The organism is Nonomuraea sp. NPDC050394 (genome assembly GCF_044459065.1).
Taxonomy (GTDB): Bacteria; Actinomycetota; Actinomycetes; order Streptosporangiales; family Streptosporangiaceae; genus Nonomuraea.
The window spans coordinates 443,175-465,393 of sequence record NZ_JBITIO010000006.1; the positions used below are offsets into that span (position 1 = coordinate 443,175).

General features: G+C 72.1%; 26 protein-coding genes. 11 read left to right on the plus strand and 15 right to left on the minus strand.

The annotated features are described in order from the left end of the window. Positions 1–5 precede the first annotated feature (5 nt). On the minus strand, positions 6–1,283 hold the full coding sequence (locus ACIBKY_RS25890; RefSeq protein WP_397100218.1) for an NAD(P)/FAD-dependent oxidoreductase: 1,278 nt from the start codon (positions 1,281–1,283) through the stop codon (positions 6–8). A 411-nt stretch (positions 1,284–1,694) separates the two neighbouring features. Between ACIBKY_RS25890 and ACIBKY_RS25895 the strand changes: the two genes are divergently transcribed. Together ACIBKY_RS25895 and ACIBKY_RS25900 are read left to right on the plus strand one after the other, a co-directional pair. After that, positions 1,695–2,213, plus strand: a complete 519-nt coding sequence (locus ACIBKY_RS25895; RefSeq protein ID WP_397100220.1) for a hypothetical protein — start codon at positions 1,695–1,697, stop codon at positions 2,211–2,213. A 231-nt stretch (positions 2,214–2,444) separates the two neighbouring features. Then, the gene (locus ACIBKY_RS25900) at positions 2,445–2,870 is read left to right on the plus strand and encodes a hypothetical protein (RefSeq protein WP_397100222.1); all 426 of its coding nucleotides are present in this window, start codon (positions 2,445–2,447) and stop codon (positions 2,868–2,870) included. Between the two features lie 126 nt (positions 2,871–2,996). Here the strand turns inward: ACIBKY_RS25900 and ACIBKY_RS25905 are convergent, their stop codons facing one another. Beyond that, complete coding sequence (locus ACIBKY_RS25905; RefSeq protein WP_397100224.1) at positions 2,997–3,569, minus strand: TetR/AcrR family transcriptional regulator; 573 nt, start codon at positions 3,567–3,569, stop codon at positions 2,997–2,999. Positions 3,570–3,669: 100 nt separating this feature from the next. Between ACIBKY_RS25905 and ACIBKY_RS25910 the strand changes: the two genes are divergently transcribed. Further along, positions 3,670–4,257, plus strand: a complete 588-nt coding sequence (locus ACIBKY_RS25910) for a DUF2867 domain-containing protein (protein ID WP_397100226.1) — start codon at positions 3,670–3,672, stop codon at positions 4,255–4,257. 116 nt (positions 4,258–4,373) lie between these two features. Here ACIBKY_RS25910 and ACIBKY_RS25915 read toward each other — a convergent pair whose 3' ends face one another. The 4 genes from ACIBKY_RS25915 to ACIBKY_RS25930 all read right to left on the minus strand — a co-directional run bounded on the left by ACIBKY_RS25915 (position 4,374) and on the right by ACIBKY_RS25930 (position 7,630). Next, the gene (locus ACIBKY_RS25915; RefSeq protein WP_397100228.1) at positions 4,374–4,790 is read right to left on the minus strand and encodes an ester cyclase; all 417 of its coding nucleotides are present in this window, start codon (positions 4,788–4,790) and stop codon (positions 4,374–4,376) included. 72 nt (positions 4,791–4,862) lie between these two features. Then, positions 4,863–5,984 carry an RNA polymerase sigma factor gene (locus ACIBKY_RS25920; protein ID WP_397100230.1) on the minus strand — a complete coding sequence of 374 codons (1,122 nt, stop codon included), beginning with the start codon at positions 5,982–5,984 and terminating at the stop codon, positions 4,863–4,865. A gap of 38 nt (positions 5,985–6,022) precedes the next feature. Further along, a complete protein-coding gene (locus tag ACIBKY_RS25925) occupies positions 6,023–6,361 on the minus strand; it encodes a YciI family protein (RefSeq protein ID WP_397100232.1) in 339 nt (112 codons plus the stop codon). Between the two features lie 18 nt (positions 6,362–6,379). Then, positions 6,380–7,630, minus strand: coding sequence for an aspartyl protease family protein (locus ACIBKY_RS25930; protein ID WP_397100234.1), 1,251 nt, complete (start codon positions 7,628–7,630; stop codon positions 6,380–6,382). A 90-nt stretch (positions 7,631–7,720) separates the two neighbouring features. On the opposite strand from ACIBKY_RS25930, the gene ACIBKY_RS25935 reads away from it, so the two are divergent. Then, on the plus strand, positions 7,721–8,380 hold the full coding sequence (locus ACIBKY_RS25935; protein ID WP_397100236.1) for a TetR/AcrR family transcriptional regulator: 660 nt from the start codon (positions 7,721–7,723) through the stop codon (positions 8,378–8,380). Here ACIBKY_RS25935 and ACIBKY_RS25940 read toward each other — a convergent pair. The 3 genes from ACIBKY_RS25940 to ACIBKY_RS25950 all read right to left on the minus strand — a co-directional run bounded on the left by ACIBKY_RS25940 (position 8,315) and on the right by ACIBKY_RS25950 (position 10,406). Then, positions 8,315–9,217 (minus strand): BTAD domain-containing putative transcriptional regulator, encoded by a 903-nt coding sequence (locus ACIBKY_RS25940; RefSeq protein ID WP_397100238.1) that lies wholly within the window; start codon positions 9,215–9,217, stop codon positions 8,315–8,317. The two genes, ACIBKY_RS25935 and ACIBKY_RS25940, sit on opposite strands and share 66 nt — an antisense overlap. Positions 9,218–9,373: 156 nt before the next feature. Further along, a complete protein-coding gene (locus ACIBKY_RS25945) occupies positions 9,374–9,937 on the minus strand; it encodes a DUF305 domain-containing protein (protein WP_397100240.1) in 564 nt (187 codons plus the stop codon). A gap of 61 nt (positions 9,938–9,998) precedes the next feature. Further along, entirely contained in the window at positions 9,999–10,406 is a 408-nt protein-coding gene (locus ACIBKY_RS25950) for an ester cyclase (RefSeq protein WP_397100242.1), read from the minus strand. Positions 10,407–10,491: 85 nt separating this feature from the next. On the opposite strand from ACIBKY_RS25950, the gene ACIBKY_RS25955 reads away from it, so the two are divergent. After that, positions 10,492–11,100: a TetR/AcrR family transcriptional regulator gene (locus ACIBKY_RS25955; RefSeq protein ID WP_397100244.1), complete on the plus strand. Its 609-nt coding sequence runs from the start codon at positions 10,492–10,494 to the stop codon at positions 11,098–11,100. A 4-nt stretch (positions 11,101–11,104) separates the two neighbouring features. On the opposite strand, the gene ACIBKY_RS25960 is transcribed toward ACIBKY_RS25955, so the two are convergent. Further along, entirely contained in the window at positions 11,105–11,665 is a 561-nt protein-coding gene (locus ACIBKY_RS25960) for a TetR/AcrR family transcriptional regulator (protein WP_397100246.1), read from the minus strand. 95 nt (positions 11,666–11,760) lie between these two features. On the opposite strand from ACIBKY_RS25960, the gene ACIBKY_RS25965 reads away from it, so the two are divergent. Together ACIBKY_RS25965 and ACIBKY_RS25970 are read left to right on the plus strand one after the other, a co-directional pair. After that, a complete protein-coding gene (locus ACIBKY_RS25965) occupies positions 11,761–12,603 on the plus strand; it encodes an alpha/beta fold hydrolase (RefSeq protein ID WP_397100247.1) in 843 nt (280 codons plus the stop codon). 48 nt (positions 12,604–12,651) lie between these two features. Further along, positions 12,652–13,305 (plus strand): class I SAM-dependent methyltransferase, encoded by a 654-nt coding sequence (locus tag ACIBKY_RS25970; protein ID WP_397100249.1) that lies wholly within the window; start codon positions 12,652–12,654, stop codon positions 13,303–13,305. Here the strand turns inward: ACIBKY_RS25970 and ACIBKY_RS25975 are convergent. The 4 genes from ACIBKY_RS25975 to ACIBKY_RS25990 are packed head-to-tail and all read right to left on the minus strand — an operon-like array spanning position 13,258 to position 17,159. Continuing rightward, positions 13,258–14,046 (minus strand): helix-turn-helix domain-containing protein, encoded by a 789-nt coding sequence (locus ACIBKY_RS25975; RefSeq protein WP_397100251.1) that lies wholly within the window; start codon positions 14,044–14,046, stop codon positions 13,258–13,260. The genes ACIBKY_RS25970 and ACIBKY_RS25975 overlap by 48 nt on opposite strands. Positions 14,047–14,081: 35 nt before the next feature. Continuing rightward, a complete protein-coding gene (locus ACIBKY_RS25980; protein ID WP_397100253.1) occupies positions 14,082–15,227 on the minus strand; it encodes a serine hydrolase domain-containing protein in 1,146 nt (381 codons plus the stop codon). 24 nt (positions 15,228–15,251) lie between these two features. Continuing rightward, the gene (locus ACIBKY_RS25985; protein ID WP_397100255.1) at positions 15,252–16,250 is read right to left on the minus strand and encodes an alpha/beta hydrolase family protein; all 999 of its coding nucleotides are present in this window, start codon (positions 16,248–16,250) and stop codon (positions 15,252–15,254) included. Positions 16,251–16,280: 30 nt separating this feature from the next. After that, positions 16,281–17,159: a winged helix-turn-helix transcriptional regulator gene (locus ACIBKY_RS25990; RefSeq protein WP_397100257.1), complete on the minus strand. Its 879-nt coding sequence runs from the start codon at positions 17,157–17,159 to the stop codon at positions 16,281–16,283. A 24-nt stretch (positions 17,160–17,183) separates the two neighbouring features. Between ACIBKY_RS25990 and ACIBKY_RS25995 the strand changes: the two genes are divergently transcribed. The 4 genes from ACIBKY_RS25995 (at position 17,184) to ACIBKY_RS26010 (ending at position 21,366) form a co-directional block, all read left to right on the plus strand. Beyond that, on the plus strand, positions 17,184–18,446 hold the full coding sequence (locus ACIBKY_RS25995) for an MFS transporter (RefSeq protein WP_397100259.1): 1,263 nt from the start codon (positions 17,184–17,186) through the stop codon (positions 18,444–18,446). Between the two features lie 60 nt (positions 18,447–18,506). Next, positions 18,507–19,058, plus strand: coding sequence for an RNA polymerase sigma factor (locus ACIBKY_RS26000; protein ID WP_397100261.1), 552 nt, complete (start codon positions 18,507–18,509; stop codon positions 19,056–19,058). Next, positions 19,059–19,871: a hypothetical protein gene (locus ACIBKY_RS26005; RefSeq protein WP_397100263.1), complete on the plus strand. Its 813-nt coding sequence runs from the start codon at positions 19,059–19,061 to the stop codon at positions 19,869–19,871. It begins immediately after the preceding gene. 136 nt (positions 19,872–20,007) lie between these two features. Then, on the plus strand, positions 20,008–21,366 hold the full coding sequence (locus tag ACIBKY_RS26010; RefSeq protein WP_397100265.1) for a hypothetical protein: 1,359 nt from the start codon (positions 20,008–20,010) through the stop codon (positions 21,364–21,366). 12 nt (positions 21,367–21,378) lie between these two features. Here ACIBKY_RS26010 and ACIBKY_RS26015 read toward each other — a convergent pair whose 3' ends face one another. Continuing rightward, a complete protein-coding gene (locus tag ACIBKY_RS26015) occupies positions 21,379–22,119 on the minus strand; it encodes a helix-turn-helix domain-containing protein (RefSeq protein WP_397100267.1) in 741 nt (246 codons plus the stop codon). Positions 22,120–22,219: the final 100 nt, after the last annotated feature.

The window sequence follows — 22,219 nt, forward strand, 5'->3', positions numbered from 1 at the left end:
CGGGCTCAGCCCATGACGGTGCCGGTGCCGCCGGTGCCGGCGGGCCTTTTCCTGGAGAAGGCGGCCAGCCCGATCCGGTGCCCGGTGTGCGGGGCGAGATAGTCCAGGGGCTCGCGGTCGTGGTCCCTGCCGCCTTCGACCGCCTCGATCAGGGCCGTCATGATCCGGCCGACGACCGGGGCGTTCTTGAACTGGTTGCCGCTGGTGCCCATCGCCACGTAGAACCCGGGCAGCTCCGTCCGGTCGTAGACGGGCGCCCAGTCGTCGGTCACGTCGTAGACGCCGACCACCCCCTTGGCCCGGCCGGGCACGGTGAGTGCGGGAAAGCGGCGCGCGGCCCGGGTGACCTGGGTCTCGAACGAGGACGCCGTGGGCGCCATGGCCGCCTGATCGGGGTCGTCCAGCCACTCGAGCGGGTCGCAGGCCGGTTCTGTGCCGCCGACGAGCAGCCCGCCGCCCGGCTCGCCGCGCAGGTAGACGCCGAGGTCCAGGTCGGCGACGATGGGCCCGAACCCGGGGGGAGCGGCGGCCACGTGATGGACCTCCTGACGCAGGGGCCGCGTCCGCACGGACGTCACACCGGCCAGCCGGTTGAGCGCCGCCGACCAGGGACCGGCCGCGTTGACCACGATCGGGGCGGCGATCAGGGTTCCGTCGGCCAGCCGTACACCGGAGACCCGCCCGTGTGAGCGGGCGACCTCCACCACTTCCCGCCGGTAGCGGAAGGACGCGCCGCGGCGGCTCGCGGCGGCGGCCAGGCCGGCGGCGGCGAGTTGCGGGTCGTCGACGTAGCCCGCGTCCGGGGTGAACACCGCGCCGAGCCGGCCGCCGGGCTCGCTCCAGAAGCGCTCGTCGTCGAGCCGCGCGGGCGGCCAGTGCCGGCCGGTGTCGATGCCGGGGACGCGCGCGGCGAGCGTGTCGGGATCCCACTCCTCGTACGGCACGCCGGCCCGGTCGAACAACGGCAGGATCCGCGCACGGGGAGCGGCCCGGACGTCCAGCATGACCAGGCCCGTGCGGTGATAGCGGGGGAGGGGCTCGTCCGCCGGCGCGCCGAGGTGGTCGCGCCAGGACTCCCAGCAGTGCTTGGCCTCCCAGGCCAGCGCGACGCCGTCCCAGGTGGAGAAGTTGAACCTGACCACCGCGCTGGAGGCCCCGGTCGAGCCCTGGCCCGCGCCGCCGCCCTTGTCGGCGACCAGCACGTTCAGGCCGGAGCCCGCCAGCTCGTACGCGATCGACGCCCCGATCACGCCGGCACCTATGACCACCGCGTCCGCGTTCATGCCGTCAGCCTGCCCGCTGGGTCCGGCCGGATCCACTGACGAACCTATGGCGGCGGATGCCCGTGATGCGACATTCGTCGAAAGGCTCGCGGCCTGGCGACATGCCAAGAAATCTACTTTGTAAAGGCGCCCGGCGGGCGAGGCATGCCTCGCCCGCCGGAAAACATCACAACCCTTCACCCACGCCCAAGCCGGGACGAGGGCGACGGCGAGAAGGCGTTTCACCGGCGGGTCCTTCGGCTCGGGAGAGGGCGTACCGCCGACCGGATGGTGCCGGGGGTTTGTCCGTCAGGTCCGCAGGTAGCGCAGGACGGCCGGGACCCGGCGGTGGTCGCCGTCGGCGGGTGGCAGGCCGAGCCTGGTGAAGATCTTTGTCACGTGCTTCTCCGCCGGGCGCGGCATGATCGATGGATGAACGTTCCCATGTTGATCATCAGTGGTCCGGTGGGTGTGGGCAAGACGTCGGTGGCGGGGGAGATCTTCGATCTGCTGCTCGCCCGGGACGTCTCGCACGCGGTCGTCGATCTGGACAACCTCGGATTGTGCTGGCCGTTCGGCGACGGCGACCCCTTCAACGACCGGATGGCCCTGCGCAACCTGGCCGCCGTCTGGCGGAACTACGCGGCGGCCGGGATCGAGCGGCTGGTGGTGGCCCGGGTGGTGGAGTCGCGTGCCGAACTGGACGGCTACCGCGCCGCCGTACCGGATGCCGAGATCGTGGTGTGCCGGCTCGCGGCCGAGGCTGCGACGTTGCGCGGCAGGGTCGCGCGGCGGGAGGCCGGGGCGGCGCGGGAGGCGTTGTCGCGCCGGGCGGTCGAACTCGCCGAGACTCTGGCCAGGAGCGACGCCGCCGACTTCGTGGTCGCGACCGACGACCGCCCCGTGGCCGGCATCGCCGAGGACGTCCTGCGCGGGGCGGGCTGGATCTGATCACCGGGCCGCGGGGGTGTGGTCAGCCTTCGCTACGATGACCGCGGACCATGACGGGCGGCAGGTTCGTGCCGCCGAAACGCGCGAGGAGTGCGGATGCAGCCGAATCCACCGCAGCCTGGGGTTCCCCAGTATGGTCAGCCGCCGATGGGAGGCGGGCCCGCGCCGTGGGGTGGCGGGCCGGGCCCGTGGGTGGCGCCGCCCAGGCCGAGGGCGAATGCCGCGGCGGCGGTGATCGCCGGCGTCCTGGCGCTGATCGCCGTCGGCATGCTCGTCTGGTTCGCGCTCAATGACGCCCTGTATGCCATCGGGCATGATGACTGGTCGCGCATGGTGCTGCAGAACGTGTTCGGCGGCCTGATCGGGGCCGGGTCGCTGCTGGTCGCGGCGGGGTTCACGGTCGCCCGCAGGATTGCCGGCGCGTGGACGCTGTGTGGGCTTTGCGGGTTTTACGTCGTGGCGAACCTCGTGCTGGCGCCGTTGCTGAATGGCACGCCTTTCGGGGCGCAGCTCACGTTCCTCTTCGGCTTCGACAAGGTCAACGGCACCGCCGCGGGGCTGGCGACCCTGTTCTGCGCGCTGACGGCGATCATGGCGGCGATCGCCGGCAGCGTGAAGTCGTCCGGGCCGGCGACCGCCGTGTCACCCCGTCCGTGATCTCAGCGCGAGCCGCGCTCTCAGACCGGCCGAAGGCGCCGGAGCATCCCGGCCGGGCGAGGTGGGGCCGGATTCCGCTGCTTCCTGCCGCGAGCCGCGGTGCCGTCCTCGTTCCAGGTCGCGGATTCAGGCCGGAGGGCCGGCCGGTGGGCGGTTGAGGATGATGTCGCCGGCGCGGGCGATGACCTCGGCGCGTGTCTGGCCGGGGTGGTCTGCGGCCAGGAAGTGGCTGCCGATGGCGCCGCAGAAGGCCAGCAGGGCGCGAGCCTCGACTTCCTGCGGGTCGGCGCAGAAGGTGCCGATGGCCTCGCGCAGGAGTTGCATGCGTTTGTTGTCCACCCGGCGCAGGCGCTCGGCGACGTCGTGGTCGCGGCGGGCCCAGTCGCGCACGGCCAGGTCGATGGGGAGCAGCCGGTCGGAGAAGGTGAGCCGCCCGGCCAGCCTGGCCTTGTCGGCGATCTCGCCGCCCTCCTGCTCGATCCGGTCGAGGACGTCGTCGGTGGCCTCCCGCTCCCAGGCGTCCAGCATCTCCGCCAGCAGGGCGTCGCGGCCGGCGAAGTACCCGTAGAACCCGCCCCTGGTCACTCCCAGTGCCTTGGCCAGGACGTCCACGCGCACGGCGTCCACGCCGCCTGAGGCCAGCGCCCGCAGGCCCTGCTCGACCCATTTCTCGCGGGGTGTGCGCAACGTGCCCATCATGTGGCCCACCTCACCGCCCGCATCGGTTGTGCAGGACTGTATAACCGGTCTAGCTTCGATTTATACACAACTGTATAACTCCTTCGGAGGAGGCAGGGCCATGTCTGACAGGCTCCCCGTCATCGAGCACACCTCGTGTCCGTGGCGCATCCACGCGATCGCGCCGGACTACCGGGTGGAGGACGTGTGGTCGCTGCCGACCCCCGGTGGCGCGGGTGACTTCCCGCGGCTGGTGGACCAGTTCACCGCCGGCCCCGACCACCCGATCGTGCGCGCCCTGCTGGCGATCCGCCTGCGGCTCGGCGCGCCGCTCGGCCTCAACCCGCCCGGCACGCGGGCGCGGTGGCGCGGCGAGCCGATCCCCGGCGACCTGCGCGGCCGGCCGGGGCCGGACTTCGGCCCCTTCGCCTGCCTGTACCGCACCGAGACGGAATGGGCCGCCCACGCCACCACCAGCGGCGTGGACGCGATCGCGCACCTGGGCTGGGTTCCCGACGGCCGCGGCGCCTACCGAGGCCAGTGGGCCACCCTCGTCAAACCCCATGGCCCGCTCGGACGGGCCTACATGGCGGGCATCGCGCCGATCCGCCACCGGGTGGTCTACCCGCTGATGATCCGCTCCATCGGGCGCGGGTGGCATCCGGCGATGAGCGCCGGCCGTACCGGTGATCTGTCCAGGAGCGCCTGATCATCACCGCACCCGGCCGCGCCACGGCCCTGCGGGGTGAAGGCCGCCGCCCCGGCGTGGCGGCTCCGTACCTCGCCCGCACTCAGGGAGGGCATCTGCGCGGCCGGTGTCGCGGCTCAGGCGGGGATGGCGCCGATCTGGCGTAGCTGCGCGTGGACGTCGGTGACCCCCCAGATCTCGGCGATCAGGCCGTCGGCGACGCGGATGATGAAGATCTCCTGGTAGGTGACCGTGTTGCCGGTGGGCGCGATGCCCCGGTACTCGCCCAGGTGGGTTCCGGTGACGGTGTTGCGGTAGACGACCTTGTCGCCGTCGGCGACCACGTCCTCGACGGTGACCCGGATGTCGGGGAAGGCGCGCAGCAGCATCGTCCACGCGTTCGTGATCACCTGCGCCGCGTTCGCGTCGGTCGGCACGGGCGTGTGGAAGCGTGCCTGCGGATGGACGACTTCGCCGGCGGTCTTGGCGATCGCCTCCAGGTCGCGGGAGCGGACGGCGTCGTTCAGGCGGTCGAAGACGGCGGTGTTGGACATGGGGTTTCTCCTCGGGTTGTCGTCGTTCACATCGGGGCGACGAACGGGCCCGTGGCCGGGGGACACCCCGGGTCAGAGCTGTTCGAGCCGCCCGGACAGGAAGCGCCGCTCGGCGGTCGAGGTGGCCAGGTCGAGGGCGCGGCCGTAGGCCTGGGTGGCCTCGGCGGCGCGGCCGAGGCGCCGTAGCAGTTCCCCGCGGGTGGAGTGGAAGTAGAGGTAGTCGTCCAGGTTCAGGCGCTCGACGGCGCGCAGCGCTTCGCCGGGGTCGCCGGCCTGGGCGAGCGCCACGGCGCGGTTGAGCTCGACGACCGGTGAGCCGGTGAGCTTGGCCAGCCGCCCGTACAGGCCGGCGACCTGTGCCCAGTCGATGCGGCGGTGCGTCTGCAGCGAGGCGATGACGGCCTGGACCACGTACGGTCCGCGCCCGCCCAGCATGAGCGCCCGGTCGAGTACCGTTCGTCCCGCCGCGATCTGGCCGGTGTCCCACAGCGAGCGGTCCTGGTCGTCGAGCAGGACGAGGTCCTCGCCGGAGAAGCGGGCGCGCCGCCGCGCGTGGTGGATCATCATCAGTGCCAGCAGTCCGTGCGCCTCCGGCTCCTCCGGCATGAGTACGGCCAGCACCCGCCCCAGCCGGATCGCCTCGGCGCCCAGGTCGACGCGGCCGCTGTAGCCCTCGTTGAAGATCAGGTAGAGGACGGCCAGCACGGCGCCGAGCCGGTCGGTCAGCAGGTCCGCGCCGGGCACGGCGAACGGGATGCCGGTCGCCTTGATCTTGGCCTTGGCACGGGTCAGCCGCCGCTTCATGGTCTCCTCGGGCACGAGGAAGGCGCGGGCGATCTCGGCTGTCCGCAGTCCGCCGAGCGTGCGCAGCGTGAGCGCCACCTGCGCCTCCGGCGGCAGCGCCGGGTGGCAGCAGGTGAAGATCAGCTCCAGCCGTTCGTCCTTGATCACCGTTTCGTCCAGCTCGTCCATGACGACCTCCGGCACCGGCAGCAGGTGGATCTTCCCGGCCAGCGTGCGGTCCCTGCGGATCCGGTCGATCGCCCGGTTGCGCGCCGTCGTCACCAGCCACGCCCCCGGATTCGCCGGTACGCCCGACGTGGGCCAGCGCCGCGCGGCGATCGCGAAGGCCTCCTGGGCGGCGTCCTCGGCGCGATCGAAGTCTCCGAGGTAGCCGACCAGCGAGGCCAGCACCCGGCCCCACTCGTCACGGAAGACGGCCTCCAGCGCGGTCAGCGCCGCACCACCGGCCTGACCTCGACCACGCCGCCGAGCCTGGCGGCCGGGATCCGTGCCGCGATTTCGACCGCCTCGTCCAGGTTGGCCGCCTCGACGAGGCAGAAGCCGCCGAGGACCTCTTTGGTGTCGGCGAACGGGCCGTCGGTCATCAGTGTTCTGCCCTCCGACACGCGTACGGTGGTCGCGGTCTCGACCGGCTGCAGCTGGGCGCCGCCGACGCAGCGCGGGTCATCGCCGAGCGCGAAGTACTCGGCGTACATGGCCTCGCGCTCGGCCTCCGACACCGTCTCGGCCAGGCCGGGCTCGGCATAGATCACCAGGGCGTATTGCATCGCGACCTCCAGATCGTCTCACCGTACCTCTGACGACGAACGGCCCGGCGCCGGGGGGACGGCCGGTTCCATGAGAATGCGCCCGCGCGGGAAGTCGAAGGTGATCGCGTACGGCTTGAAGAACCGGTGTGTGGGCAGTCCGCCGATGCGGAAGTCGAAGTCGTGCTCGAACCATGAGGGGAACGCGCCGGTCAGGCCGTCCACGTCGCGGCCCGTGGCCGAGCCGAGCGTCACCTCGCGCAGGGTCACCGGATGGAATCCCCCGCCCGCAGGGATCTTGACTCCGGCGGCGGTGAAGGTGGAGGGGGGTGCGGTGAACCCGATGTCGCCGCCGCCGGTGTCGACGAAGAACACCATCGGGTCCAGGTCGTTCACGGTGCCGCGGGAGAGCAGGTAGTGGTCGCCCACCCACCACAGGGGCGCGCTGTGCCGGGCGTGTATGGCCGGGCGCCGGTCCCTGCGCAGGACGAGTGCCCGGCCCGGGTAGTCGAGGGTGGGCAGGAACCGCGCCAGGACGCTGGTGCCGATCGCGCCCTGGGTGGTCCTGCCGTCGGGCGCGGTCAGCCGGATGGCGTCGGGGATCGTGTGGACCGGGACGTTGCCGATGGTGAGGCCACCGGCCAGGGCGAGGGTGTCGACGCGGCCCTGGTGGGCCTGGTGCTCGCCGTACATCGTCCGGCCGGTGGTGTGGCCGTAGGTGGGGATGGCGAGCCGGTCGGCGTAGTCCTGGTTGAGGGCGAACAGGGCGCCGGTGTCGAGGAAGAACAGTTCGGGCGGGGCGCCGTTCAGTGACACCTCGATCATGGGCAGCGGGTCGGCCGCCGCGAACGGCACCCTGACCGTCGCGGGGCCGGAGATCGTGTACGGCCGCAGGCCCGCGAAGCTGCGCAGTTGTGCGGCGGTGGCGGTGGGGCCGTCCTTTTTCACCGAGGGCAGCAGTGCGGCCAGTTCGGCGAACTGGTCGGCGCGCCACAGCGCGTCGGCCAGGTTGCCCAGCGCGCGCGTGTTTCCCGGGTCGAGGCGCAGGACGTGCTTGAGCAGGCGTTTGGCCAGGGGCAGGTGGCCGGTCATGAGCGTGATGTAGGCGTGCCGGGCGAGCGCGTGCACGTGGTCGGGATCGCCGCCGAGGACCTTGCGGTAGAGCGCGCCGGCGGCGGCGAACTCGCCCGAGGCGAACAGTTCGTCCGCCCTGTCGAGGGCTTTCGGTGACGTGGCCGCCGCCAGGCCGGTGGCGATGGCGGATTTCAGGAGTGTACGGCGTGTGGTCATGACCATCCTTCAAATACCGATGAGTATCTGGATACCGATCAGTATTCGTATACTCTTGAGAATGTCAACAGCGGGGAAGGGATCGGTGCGGTGACAGATCGGCTCACCCGGCAGGAGCAGCGCGAGCGCAACCGGCTCAGGCTGCTGGAGGCCGCGGAGAAGGTGTTCGCGGAACGCGGCATCCAGGGCAGTTCCCTCGACGAGGTCGCCGCCGCGGCCGGTCTGACCAAGGGCGCCGTCTACTCCAACTTCGACGGCAAGGAGGACCTGCTGCTGGCGGTCATGCGCCACCGCCTGGGACAGGAGGCGCGGGCCCAGGCCGAACACCTGCTCCACTCCGGGCGCGAGGCCGGCGAACTGGGGGAGGAGTACGGGCGCTACTGGGCCGAACGGGCGCGCGGGGGCGAGCAGGACACGTTCGCGCAGATGACCGTCGAGCTCATGATCCACGCCACGCGTCATCCGGAGGTGCGCGCGGAGCTCGTCGCGCTGCTGTTCCCGCCCGGCGCTCCGGGCCGCCATCCGCTGGCGCCCGAGGGCAGCGCGCTGGGCGAACTGCCGTACGAGCAGGCGGACGCCGTCCTGAAATCTCTCGACATCGGGATGCGGCTGCTCACGCTCCTGGCCCCCGGGCACTGCCCGCCGGAACTGTTCGCGACGGCGCTGCGCCTGCTGACCGCCTCCTCAGGCGGGCGACCAGACCAGAGCCAGGAACGTCCGGCCCCCGCCGTCGGCCCCCGACAGGACTAAAACCCCCGCCACCTGCCCGTCCTCGTCCTCGACCAGCCGGCCCGTCCTGTCCAGGGTCGTGGTACGGCCGGCGAACACCCCCAGCGCCCGCGGCCCGCGCGTGGGCCCGGGCGGATCGTCGCGCAGCAGGCGTGCGTGGATCCGGCGCAGCTCGGCGCCCGGATCGGTGCCCAGTTCCTCGGCCAGCCGCAGCCTCAGCCGCTCGTACTGGGCCAGCGCCTCCGCCTGCCGCCCGCACCGGTCGAGCACGACCAGCAGCCGCTCCCACAGCGACTCCCGCAGAGGGTGCCGCGAGGCCAGGTCGAGCAGCTCCGCGACCAGCTCGCCGTGCCGCCCCCCGGCCAGGCGCAGGTCGATCCGCCGCTCCGCCGCGCTCAGATACAGCTCCTGCAGGTACGGGGTCAGGCTCGCGCACAGCCAGTCCGAGTCGATGCCCTCGAACGGCGGGCCCCGCCACAGGCGGTTCGCCTCCTCCACCAGCGCCGGCTCGGCCGCCGTGCCACGCGAACGTGCCGCGTCGTCCAGCAGCCGGCGAAAGCGCAGCACGTCGACCCGCTCGGGATCGGCCTGCAGCCGGTAGCCGTCGGGCATCGTGCGGATCGCCGCCCGGCCCACGACGCGGCGCAGCCTGGCGACGTAGGTCTGCACGCTGCGCCGCGCGTTGGCCGGCAGTCGCTCACCCCACAACGCCAGGGCCAGGCGCTCGAAGGTGACCGTGTCGCCGGCCGAGACCGCCAGCGTGGCCAGCAGTGTCCGCAGCCGGCCGGTGGTCAGCCGGATCGGTGTGGGGCCCAGCCGTACCTCCATGGGGCCCAGGAGCGCGACATCAAGACTCATGCGTTCACTGTCCCCGGCGGGGCGGCGCCGCACATCGGCCGCGCGATGCGCGCGAGGCTACACCCGGCGGCAGAGACGGCCGCCCCGGGCGCTGCCACGCCGGGATGACTCCGCGGCGCCCGGCTGCCGCTCCGGGCGCACCGCCGCGGAGCCCGATCAGCCCCGGCCGGCGCGTTCGCCGAGCTCGGCGATCAGGGCGCGCTGGTCGGGGATCAGGGAACGGGCCAGCGCGGTCGTGGGCACGTGCTCGCCCCGCGCGGTCACGGTCTCGGCCATCCGCACCCCGCTGCCCAGGTGCGTGGCCAGCAAGGACGCCCACAGCGTGTCGAACTCCGCGCCGCTGCGGCGCTTCAGCTCGGTGATCTGGACGGGGGAGAGCATGCCGGGCATGGCGTGACCGGCGGCCGGGGTGGTGGAGGGCACCGCCGTACCCCAGGAGCGCAGCCAGGAGGACATGAGCTCGATGTCGGCGCGCTCCTTCTTGATCAGCTCACGCGCGACGCGCCGGACGTAGGTGTCGCCGGACTTCTTCTCGGCCAGTTGCGCCACCTGGATGGTCTGCAGGTGGTGGGGGATCATCTGCTGGGAGAAGGCCAGGTCGGCGGTGTTGTATCCGGCGCCGGAGGCGATGGGCGCCCCCGCCGCCCGGCCGCAGCCGCAGGCCAGGGCGGCCAGGCACAGGGCGACGATCGCGGTTCGCGCTTTGCAGGAGCCTGTCATGGTCGATCCCTTCGGGAGCACTCATGACCGGATACGCGGCTCCCGCCGGACAGGTTCGGTTTCAGGCGGCGCGCAACTGGTTGAGCAGCCCGAGCCGGTCGATGACGGCGTGGCGTTCGCTGATGCGCTCGCCGGCGAAGCGGAACAGCGCGAACGCCTCCATGGACACCTCCCGGCCGGTCGGGGGGACGCCGAGCAGTTCGCCGCTGTGGGTGGCGGTCATGCGCCAGCGCACGGCGACCTGGTCGCCCTCGCCGAGGATGTCGAGGATCTCGAACCTGGGCGCGGCGTGCGTGGCGTGCACCTCGCGGATGGCCTCCTTGAAGCCCCGGGGCCCGACGATGTGCTGGTGCTCGCCTTCGGTGGTGATGAAGTCGGAGGTGAACAGTTCGTCGGCGATGTCGACGTCGCCGAGCTCAAGGGCCTTGTAGAGACGCCTGACGGTGTCCTTGCGCGCTTCGATGCTCACGAGGTCTCCTGTCGAGTTTCTGAGTGATTACTCAATAAAGCTACTCTTTCCTGAGCGATTACTCAATAAATTTGGGAGTGAAGCGATGACGGAATCCAGGCGCGGCCGCCCGCCCACGGGCGTACGCGAGGCGGTGCTGAAGGCGACGGAGCAGATCCTCGGCGAGGCGGGCCTGGCGCTGTCGACCAAGGAGATCGCCCGCCGGGCGGGGGTCGTGGAGTCGAGCATCTTCTACCACTTCGGCAACCGCCTCGGCCTGCTGCAGGCGGTCATCACCCTGCACCTGCCGGTCTTCGCCGACGCCACGGTGGTGCTCGGCCGCCCCGGCCGCAGCGGGGATCTGCGGGCCGATCTCGCCGCGGTCATCGGCGGCCTGGAGCGGTTCTACCTGCGGATCATGCCGATTCTGGGCGCGTTGCAGTCCGACCGCCAGCTCCGCGAGCTGCTGGTCGAACGCGAGGCGGAGGTGGGCCCGCATCTCGCGCTGAAGCCGGTCGCCGAGCTGCTGCGGGCCGAGCAGCGGGCCGGGCGGATGCGCGCCTCACTGGACCCGGCGGCGGGCGCCCTGCTGCTGATCGGGGCCGGGCATCAGCGGGCGTTGCACCGGTACCTGCTGGGGGATCTGGCCGCCGGCCTGCTGCCTTCGGTGGAGTCGGTGGCCGGGGCGTTGCTCCCGGCGTTCCGGGAGGGGTGAGCTCTTACCCGATGGCGCACCGGATGAGGGTCTCGGCCGCGGCGCGGGCGTGCGCCGCGGTTTCGGGGTCGCGCGTGATCGCGGCCGTGGCCTGGGCGCCCTCGGCGAGCAGGGCCAGCTGCGGGGCGAGGTGGTCGGGGCCGCCCGCGTCGCGGACCAGGCCGGCGACGTGGCGCAGGAAGGACGTCTTCTGCTCGCGTACGGCCGCGGCGACCTTGGTGTTGCCGCCGCCCAGTTCGCCGAAGAAGTTGATGAAGGCGCAGCCGCGGAAGTCGTCCTCGCGAAACCACTCGGCCAGGAAGTCGAAGACGGCCAGCACCCTGTCGCGCGGTGTCGCGGCCGCCGCGACGGCCTTGGCGATACCGGTGTTCCACTGCTCCGTCCGGTGCCGGAGCACGGCCAGGACCAGATCGTCCTTGGAGGGGTAGAGCGCGTAGATGCGCTTCAGCGACACGCCCGACGCGGTACGGACGGCGTCCATGCCGACGGCCTGGACTCCCTGGGCGTAGAACAGCCCGTCGGCGGTGGACACGACGCGGGCACGCGCCGCCTCCTCGTTGTTCATGACAGCTCCCGGGTTGCGCAGAGAACGTACGTTCTCTACTGTAGACCACAGAGCGGGAGAACGATCGTTCTCTGCCAAAAGGGAGGAAAGATCTCATGGGCCACATCAAGGTCGGAACGGAAAACAGCACCCCCATCGAGCTCTACTACGAGGACCAGGGCGCGGGTCAGCCGGTCGTGCTCATCCACGGCTACCCGCTGGACGGCCACAGCTGGGAGCTCCAGACCCGCGAACTCCTCGCCGCCGGCTACCGGGTCATCACCTACGACCGCCGCGGCTTCGGCCAGTCCAGCAAGGTGGGCGGCGGCTACGACTACGACACCTTCGCCGCCGACCTGAACACGCTGCTGGAGACCCTCGACCTGCGCGAGGTCATCCTCGTCGGCTTCTCCATGGGCACCGGCGAACTCGCCCGCCACGTCAGGAACCACGGTCACGAACGCGTCGCCAAGTTCGCGTTCCTGGCGTCGCTGGAGCCGTTCCTGGTCGAGGCCGACGACAACCCCACCGGCGTGCCCCGGAAGGTCTTCGACGGCATCGCCGCCGCGGCCCGTGCCGACCGCTACGCCTGGTTCACCCAGTTCTACAAGGACTTCTACAACCTCGACGAGAACCTCGGCACCAGGATCAGCCAGGAGGTCGTCACCGCGAACTGGAACACCGCCACCACCTCCGCCCCGGTCGCCGCCTACGCGGTGGTCCCGGCGTGGATCGAGGACTTCCGCGAGGACGTCGAGGCGGTACGCGCGGCCGGCAAGCCGTCGCTGATCCTGCACGGGACCAAGGACAACATCCTGCCGATCGACGCCACCGGACGCCCCTTCCACCGGGCCTTCCCCGAGGCGGAGTACGTCGAGGTCGAGGGCGCCCCGCACGGCCTGCTGTGGACGCACGCCGCCGAGGTCAACAAGGCACTGCTGGCCTTCGCCGGCAGGTGAGCGGTTCGTTCAAGACCGGAGCCCGACGCGGGATGAAGACTGCCCGGCATGACCGGACGAGCCTTCACTCCCGCCTTGGGCCGCTTCGCCCCCACCCGGCTGTACGACGCCGTAGCCGCGCTGACGCGTGAACGTCTGTGGCGCGGCCTGCTCGCGATGCACGCCGCGCCGCGGCCCGGCGACGTGATCGTTGACGTGGGCTGCGGCACCGGCTCGCTGGCACTGCTGCTGAACCGGGTCGAGCCGCGCGCCCGCCTCATCGGCGTCGACCCCGACCCGGACGTGCTGGCGCTGGCCCGCCGCAAGGCCGCCGCCGCGGGCGCCGGGCCGGAATGGCGCACCGGCATGGGCGACGCGCTCACCGAGATCGTCGAAGCGGGCTCGGCGAGCACGGCCGTCTCCAGCCTCGTGCTGCACCAGTGCCCGGTCGCGATGAAGCGGGCCGTACTCGCGTCGATGTTCGCGGTGCTGAGACCGGGCGGCCGGCTGGTCATCGCCGACTACGGGCTGCAGCGCACGGCGCTGATGCGCACGGCCTTCCGGATCGTCCAGCTCGCCGACGGCAGAGCCGACACCCAGCCCAACGCCGACGGCATCCTGCCCAGGCTCATGACCGAGGCCGGGTTCGGCGACGTGCGCGAGGCCGAGGTGGTCTCAACGATCACGGGCTCCATCTCGGTGTACGTCGCCCGCCGCGGCTGAGCGGCGCAGCAGGGGCGCCACGGCGGCCGGGGTGAGCCCCATCATCTCGCGCAGCCGCCGGGTGAAGTGCGCCTGGTCGGCGAACCCGCCCGTGATCGCCGCCTCGGCCGGCGACTGCCCGGCCCGCATCGCCTCGGCCGCCCGGCGCAGGCGCACCCAGATCCGCCAGCGCGACAGCGGCATGCCCAGCTGCCGCCGCGCCAGCGCCCGCAGCCGCTGCGGCGACAGCCCGACCCCGGCGGCCAGCGCGGGCATCGAGACGCCGACGCCCGGCCATCCGTCCCGATCGGCCGCGGCGGGCATCGTGGCCGGGGCGGGTGTCGCATCCTGGCCGGCCAGGGCGCGCATCGCCGCCACCAGGCGCGGGTCGAGCTCGCCGGACGGGTGCGCGCCGCCGCCGCGCACGTCGCGCTCGCGCAGGCCGCGCAGGTCGGCGGCGGCGGTGATCCCGGTGCCGCCGCGCGCCCGCAGCCGGTCGGCGAACGCGCAGTGCGGCTCGACGAAGAACGTGAGCAGGTTCTCCATCGCGAGGATCCGGTGCCACACCATCGGCGGCACCACCAGCGCCGCGGCGCGGTGCCGGGTCCGGCCGGCGTCCAGCATGGACACCTCGCCCTCGACGGCGATGGCGATCTGGAAGGCGGCGTGGCGATGCGCGACGCTGTCGGACACCGGGCCCCGATACAGCGCGTACCCCTCGTGGACGGCGAAGTACGGCGCCGCTCCGTCCCCGGACGTCACCCCGCCGATGCTGCCAGGTGCTGTCGCCGGTGGCGTCAGGGGGTGGCGGAGGCGTAGGCCCGGGCGAGCTTCGTCCAGATCGTGCCGGCCACGTCCGAGGCGGCCATCCGGTTGGTCACGACCATCAGCGTCACGCCGCGCGCGCGGTCGGTGGCGCCCATCGAGGTGAATCCGCCGTACGCGCCCGCGTGCCCCTGCCAGGTGCGCCTGCCGACCTTCGTGCGTTCGGTGGCCATGCCGTAGGTGCCGTCGGCGGCCCGCGACTGGGGTGAGGGCGTGGTCATCGTCTTGACGGTGGCGGGGCGCAGGAGCCGCCCGTCGGTGAACAGGGCGTCGAGGAAGCGGGCGCCGCCGGTCGCGGTTCCGGCGAACATCCCGTCGCCGAACGGCAGGCCGTACAGATCGGTGGGGATGGCCTTGGCGCCGTGGGCGGTGAAGAAGTCGGTCAGGGCGCCGCCGTCGCCGACGGTGTAGCCGTGGGCGAAGCGGGAGAAGGCCCGGCCCGAGCGCTCGGCGGTGAGGGAGTCGCCGGTCGTCGCCGCCCCGCGCAGGAAGCGGCGCAGGTCGCGTTCGAGCGCTTCGCCGCCGCCGGAGGCCTTGCTCAGCACGTGGGCCAGGACGATGAACCCGGTGTTGGAGTAGTCGTAGCGCTTGCCGGGGTTCACCGGCTTACGGATGCCCGGCGCGAGCATGGCGAAGGTGTAGGGCCGGTCCGGGTCGTACTTCTTGCCGCCCTCGAACAGGGGAGCGGTCTTGGGGTCGGCGTACATGTCCGGATAGCCGGCGGTGTGCGTGAGCAGCATCCGGAGCGTGACGACGGTCGAACCCGCCACCTTTTTCCCGACATAGGCGGAGATCGGGGTGTCCAGCGCCAGGACCTTCTTCTCGGTCAGGCGCAGGGCGTACGCGGCCAGGATCGTCTTGCCGAAACTGCCCAGGCTGAACATCGTCGAGCCGGTGACCGGAGCGGACGGTTCGTTGATCGCCCGGCCGGACCTCGCCGACCAGATCACCTTCCCGTCGCGCATCGCGACCGCCTGGGCGCCGGGATCACCGACGCTCGCCGCCGCCTTGGCGAACGCCTTGTCCAGCGCGGTCGTGAGCGGCACCTGGGCCGAGGCGGGCACGGTCAGCCCGCCCACGAGAAGGCCTAACGCCGGCACGAGTGTCCTGAAGATCATGGTGGTCCCTCCGTGTGTCGGTGGTCAGTGTCCATGCTTGTTCACGAACGCCGTGAGCGCGTCGAGATAGCCGGGGACATACAGGGACCGCGGGGCGGCGACGGCGGTGACCGCACCCCAGACGCTGCCGGGATCGTCCAGTTCGTGCCTGGCCGCGCTGTGGGAGCCGCCGCGCAGGACCTCGACGGTGAGCAGGTCACGGGGAAGGCTCGCGCGGTAGGCGGCCTCGGTCTCCTTGACGTCGACGTTGCGGTCGTGGTCACCGAGCAGGAGATACGTCGGGACGCGGACCCCGGGAAGCTGGTCGGTCACGTCGGCGCGGAAGTTGCGGAGCACGAACTGCCAGCGGTCCTTGCTCATCGGCGGGTCGTCCAGCCCCGAGGCGAGGTAGCGGTCGTGGCCCACGCCCGCCTCCAGCAGGCGGATCTGGGCGGCGCGCCGTTTGAGCTCGCCGTCGAGCGTGCTCTGGCCGCGCAGTTCCGCCCGCAGGTTGTACTCGCCCTGCCGCAGCCAGTTCACCGCCGGGCCCACGAGGATCATGAAGCGCACGTCGGTACGGTCACCGGCGACCTTGGGCAGCACCCAGCCGCCCTGGCTGATGCCCCAGAGCCCGAGCCGCCCCGGGTCGATCTCCGGCCGCTTCTTCGCCCAGTCCAGTGCCGCCTCCACCTCGGCGCTGCGATCGTCCATGCTCTGGTCGAGCCAGTTGCCCGGTGCGCCGCCGATTCCCGGCTTGTTCCAGGACAGCGACGCGTACCCGGCACGCGCGAACGCCTCCCAGATCGGGCGGTAGAACCCGTCCCGGCTCGCGTCCGCCTCGCCGTCCCCATGCGCGAAGACGACCAGCCCGTGCGGCCCCTTCCCCCGCTCCGGCAGCGCGAGCACCGCCTTCAACGGCTGCTTGGGCCCCGGGATGCTCACCTCCACCTCGCGCACGGCGAAGTCGTTCTGCACGACGACCCACACACCGGTCCCCGCGAGCAGGGCGAGCAGGCAGAGAACAACCCACGTTCTAACTCTCATATAACTATCGTAGCTGATGCGATCGTAGAGTTAGCGAACGTTGTGAGTGAGAGTGAGCATCTCGGCCACCGAACCGGCCGGATCGGTGATCGGGAACTGCACCGCCCGGATGACCGCGCCGGGATCGGCGAGCAGGCTGAGCCGCTTGAACCGGTCGACGCCGGCCGCGCGGAACGTCGGCAGCAGCAGCCCCGCCGCCAGCTTGCCGTCCTGGTCCGACAGGAGGGGATAAGGCAGCTTGGCGTGCTCGGCGAAGGCGGCCAGCTGATCGGGCCGCTGGGTGCTGACGCCCCGGATCTCGGCTCCGGCCGCGGCGAAATCGGCCCGCCGCGCGGCGTACGTGAGGGATTCCAGCGTGCAACCGGGCGCGCCCGGGATGTCGCCCCAGCCGGGCGGGTGGCCGTGCGTGCCGGGGGCGAAGGCACCGGGGAAGAGGTAGAGCACGCTCCAGGTATCGCCTGGCGCGCCGATCGCGACGGGCCGGCCGTCGTGGCGTTCCAGGACGACGTCCGGCAGCTTGCGGCCCACCAGATCGTGCACGCGGCGCGACTCCGCCGACCCGGGCTCACCGGTGGCGGTCAGCGCGCCGTCGCCCATCACGTGCCTGGTGCCCCAGTCCTGCAGGGCGATCAGCACCGGCAGCAGGCCCTCGCCCTTCGGGGTCAGCACGTAGTCGTGGCGCGGCGGCCGCTCGGAGTAGGGCCGCTTGTCCAGCACCCCGTGCGCGACGAGCCCGGCCAGGCGCTCGGCCAGCGCGCGCCGGCTGACGCCGAGCTCGCGCTGCAGGTCGTCGAAGCGGGTCGTGCCACCGGCGACGTCGCGCACCACCAGGAACGTCCACCAGTCGCCGATCACGCCGAGAGCTTGGGCGATGCCGCAGTCGGCGTCCTGGAGTTCAGCGCGCTTCACGCGCCCACTATAGTGCGTTTCAAAATGGAACTCACTAAGGGGGAAGCCGGGATGGCGAGCGTCTTCTGGCGGTGGTGGAGCGCCGGCACCACCAGCGCGATCGGCTCGGCGGTGGGCGGGGTGGCGCTGCCGCTGACCGCCCTGACGGTGCTCGACGCCTCCGCGTTCGAGATGGGCCTGATCGTGGCCGCCGGCTACGTCGCCTGGATCGTGATCGGACTGCCCGCCGGGGTGCTGGTGCAGCGGCTGCCCATGCGCGGTGTGCAGATCGCCGCCGACCTGGCCCGCGCCGCGGCGCTCGTCTCCGTCCCGCTGGCCTGGTGGTGGCAGGCGCTCACCGTCGCCCAGCTGGTGGCCGTGGCGCTCGTGATCAGCTTCGCGAACGTCGTCTTCGACGTCGCCAACTCGACCTTCCTGCCGTCCATCGTGAGCAAGGAACAACTGCAGTCGCGCAACAGCCTGACCTCGGGCACCCACGCCGTCACGCAGCTCGGCGGACCGTCCGTGGGCGGCCTCGTCGTCCAGTTGCTGGGAGCGGTCCCGACCCTGCTGGTGGACGCGGTCAGCTATCTCGTCTCCGCGCTGCTGCTGCGCACCCTGCCGGAACGGCGGGCCGAAGCCCCCGCCGAGTGGCCGCCGATACGCGCGATGATCGTCGAAGGCTGGCGCTTCGTCGCGCACCACCCGGTGATGGGCCCCTGCATGTGGGCCGCCACCGCGGCGAACGCGGTCTGCGGGGCCCAGCACGCGCTCTTCGCCCTGTACCTGGTGCGCGAGCTGCACGCCTCACCCGCCCTTCTCGGGATCCTGCTGGCCGCAGACGGGGCCGGCACGCTGATCGGCGCCGCGCTGACCAGCCGGATGACCGCCCGGTTCGGCAGCGCCCGCGCCCTGATCGGCGCCGGGTTCGTCGCGGTGGCCGGGGCGCTCGTCCTGCCCCTGGGCACGGGCGTGCCGGGGTTCACCGCCTTCGCCGTCGGCAGCGCCGTCTTCGCGGCCGGCGTGGTGGTGCTCAGCGTGGTGACCCGCACCTACCGGCAGCTCGCCAGCCCGCCCGCGCTGCTGCCGCGGGTCATGGCGACGGTCCGCTTCGTCTCCTGGGGCGCCATCCCGATCGGGGGGCTGCTCGCCGGAGGCGTCGCCGGCGTTCTCGGCGGCCGGGCCACCCTGCTGCTCTTCGTGGTGGTGGCCGCCGGTGTGCCGCTGATCCTGCTCTTCTCGCGTGTACGCCGCCTGCGCGACCTCTCCGACTACCGGCACGCCGCCATGTCCCCAGAATTGGGGTGAAACACTCTGCCGAGTCCGGACACGTACCCGGTGTAGGTGTTCAGGAAGAGAGAAGGCAGCGTGGACCCCCGTGATCGCAAACGGCGTTTCGAGGAGATCTACGCTGCCCAGTATCCCGATATCTTGGCGTACATCCGGCGGCGCATGGACGACCATGACGACGCCGCGGACGCCCTCGCCGAGACGTTCTCCATCGCCTGGCGCCGCCTCGACGACATCCCCGAGGGCCGAAGGGCCCGCCTGTGGCTGTACGGCGTCGCCCGCAAGGTCGTGGCCAACGGCCACCGGGCCGAGTCGCGCCGCGGCGACCTGGTCGAACGGCTCGGCCTGCACCTGGCCCAATGGGCGGAGGCCGCCGGGCCGGAGGACGTCACCGACGTACGGAAGGCCTTCTCGCGCCTGAGCCCGGAAGACCGCGAGGTGCTCTCCCTGGCCGGCTGGGAGGGACTGAGCTCGGCGGAGATCGCCACCGTCCTGGGCTGCTCGCGCGGCGCGGCCAGGATCCGCCTGCACCGCGCCCGCAAACGACTGGCCAGGGAACTCGAGGAGTCCGGGCTCGACCTGGCCCGCTACGGCTCGCGCGCGATCGCGCTGGCGAAAGGGGCGTTGTGAATGAACCGCATCGATCGCCTGGTCGCCGGCATCGCGCCCGACCCCGGGCCCGCCGCGGGCCCGCTGGCCGCCGAACTGATGGAACAGATCACCGCGCAGCCGGTACCCCCGAGTCCCGCCCGCTCACGGCGCCGCCGGTTCGTGGCGCCGGTCCTCGCCCTGATGACGGTCGTCCTGGCCGTGGGGCTGGGCCAGGCGCCGGCCGCCGCCCTCGACATCGACCAGGTGGGCGACCACTACGTCATCACGGTGAACGACCTGTTCGCCGATCCCCGCGTCTACGAGTCCGAGCTCAGGGCCCGCGGCCTGCGCATCACGCTCAAACTCGAGCCGACCTCGGCGAGCCTGGCGCGCAGCATCCTGGTGATCAACGATTCCGAACGGCTGAGAGCCGGCCACCGGGTGCCCGGAGAAGGCCCGGTCACGACGATCGAGGCGCCCGGTCCGTGCGACCGGTTCGGTGGCTGCCCGACCGGCCTGAAAGTGCCGATTAACTACGATAAATCGGCGGAAATCATCCTGGGCAGGCGGGCGCAACCCGGGGAGAGGTACACCCTGCCACCCGGCATCGCCATGCCCGGAGAACCCCTGCACTGCGTGGACTACGTCAACAAGAGCGTCGCCGAGGTCACGGCGCTGCTCCGCGCCCGCGACGTCGAGCCCGAGTTCATCTCCTACGGCGAGCGCGGCTCCAAGCCCGAGGCGCCCGCGGGCTGGTACGTCCACGACGGCGTGATGAGCGCCGACGGCCGCGCGCTGCTGCTGACCGGCCCGCGCCCCGGCCCCGCCCCGCAGAAGGCCGGCTGCTCCTGACACCCGCCTGCTCCTGACACCTTCCTGCTCCTGACACCCGGCTGCTCCTGACCTCTTCCTGCTCCTGACCCCGTCCGGGACCGCGCATGCCGCCATGCGCGGGTCCCGTCATGCCCTGATCCCGATCGGATGACGCGTGCTCACACAAACCCGGGTGATCCCGGCGGTACGGCGCGGCGCGCCGGCCGGCCATGGCGCGTTCGTCGTGCTCCTCGCCCTGGCCGCCGCGCTGCGCGTGGTGACGATGCTCGGCTACCGGCCGGCCCGGCTCTACTGGTACGACTCCTTCACCTACCTCGACACCGCCGTGCACCTGGCGCCGTCGGCGTCCTTCCACCCGATCGGCTATCCGCTGTTCCTGCGGGCGCTGCTGCCCTTCCACAGCGTCGAACTGGTCGCCGCCGTCCAGCACGCCCTGGGCCTGAGCGTCGGCGTGATGATCTACGCCGTGCTGCGCCGCAGGTCGGTGCCCGGCTGGGCGGCCACGCTCGCCACGGTGCCGGTGTTGCTCGACGCCTCGTTCCTGCGGCTCGAACACGCCGTCCTGTCCGACACCCAGTTCATCGCGCTGGTCGTGGCGGGTCTGGGCGTCCTGATGTGGTCGCCGCGCCTGAGCACGCGCGCCGCCGTCGTGGCGGGCCTGCTGTTCGCCCTGGCCGCGCTGACCCGCACGATCACGCTGCCGTTGCTGCTGCTGGTCCTGATCGTGCTGGCGGTGCGGCGGGCCGGGTGGCGGCGGCTGACGGCCCTGGCCCTGGCGGGCGTCCTGCCCTTGATCGCGTACGCCACCTGGTACGGCACGCACCACGGCAGATTCGCGATCAGCGGAGCCGACGGCGTCGCCCTGTGGGCCCGCACGATGACCTTCGCCGACTGTTCCGTCATCCAGCCACCCCCCGACCAGGCCGGGCTCTGCCCCAACGCGACCGTGCTGGACGCCGCCTCCGAGTACGTCTGGGCCCCGCGAGCCTCCCTGAACCAGCTGCCCGGCGACCGCTTCTCCCACAACGACCTCGCCCGCGCGTTCGCGATCCGCGCGATCCTCGCCCAGCCCCTGGACTACCTGGGCGAGGTGGTCCGCGACACCTCCATCGCCTTTTCCTGGACCCCGATCGCCCACCCCGCCCGCACCACCCCGGCCTTCGGCTTCGCCAAGGGCCACTGGCCCCTGCCCGAACAGCCGCTGATCGACAAGGTGAGCAAGGAGTACGACTCCGGTATCCGCGGGCTGTCGTCGGCCGGGCCGTACGCCGACTTCCTGGTCGTCTACCAGTACGGGGCCTATCTGCGCGGCCCGGTGCTGGCCGCGATCCTGCTGCTCGGCGCGGTGGCGGCGGCCCGCCGGCCGCGCGTGGCGCTGCTGCCCTGGGCGCTGGCGATGGGCCTGCTCGTCGGCCCGGTCGCCGTCCTCGACTTCGACCACCGCTACGTGCTGCCGGTGATCCCGGTCGCCTGCCTCGCCGCCGCCCTCTGCGTGCCCTGGAGGCGCCGTTGAGCGGCCCGCGGGTCAGGCGGAGCGGGCCGCCGACCGTCTCACGTACGCCCCCGGCGTCTGGCCGAAGTGCCGGCGAAAGGCCAGGATGTAGCCGTTCGCGCTGGTGAAGCCCACTCTGGCGGCCACCGCGCTGACCAGGTGCCCGCGATCCAGCAACTCCAGGGACTGGTTGAGACGCAGCCGCGTACGCCACTCGGAGAAGGCCAGGCCCGTCTCGGCCCTGAAGGCCCTGCGCAGGCTCGTCGAGCTGCTGTGCAGGCTGCTCGCCCACTCGGCGGCGGTGCGCGGGTCGCTGGGCGTACGGCTGAGCTGCTCGGCCACGGCCGAGGCCACGCGGCTGCTGGGCCGGGGGAGAGGCAGGCTGGCCCGATGGCCGGCCGACAGCGCGGCGAACACCTCCGCGTCGTCGGCCGGGGCCGATCGGCGCATCCGGCTGAGCAGCAGCCTGCGCTGCGGGTCGGTGACGTTCACGGTCGTGACCTCGGTGTGCGGCAGCCGGTACAGATCCGTCTCGAACGTCTCCACGACGATCAGCGAGTCGGGGCCGAACCTGGCGCTGTGCGGCACCCCCGCCGGGATCCACACGCCGACCGACGGCGACAACCGGTGCTCGCAGCCGTGCGCGGTGACGGTGATGCGCCCGAGCGGGACGTACAGGAACTGGTGGAAGTCGTGCGCGTGCGTCGGATGACCCCAGTCCGCGACGAACTCGTCGTCGGCCAGGACCTCCGGCGCGGCCACTGTCTCCGTCACGGTCGCACAACCTCCTCGTGGATGGGTGGCCCCTGAGTGTGAGCGGCCGCCCGCCGCGTTGGACCCGCCCGAGTAAGGTAAGGGTAACCTAATCTGCCGT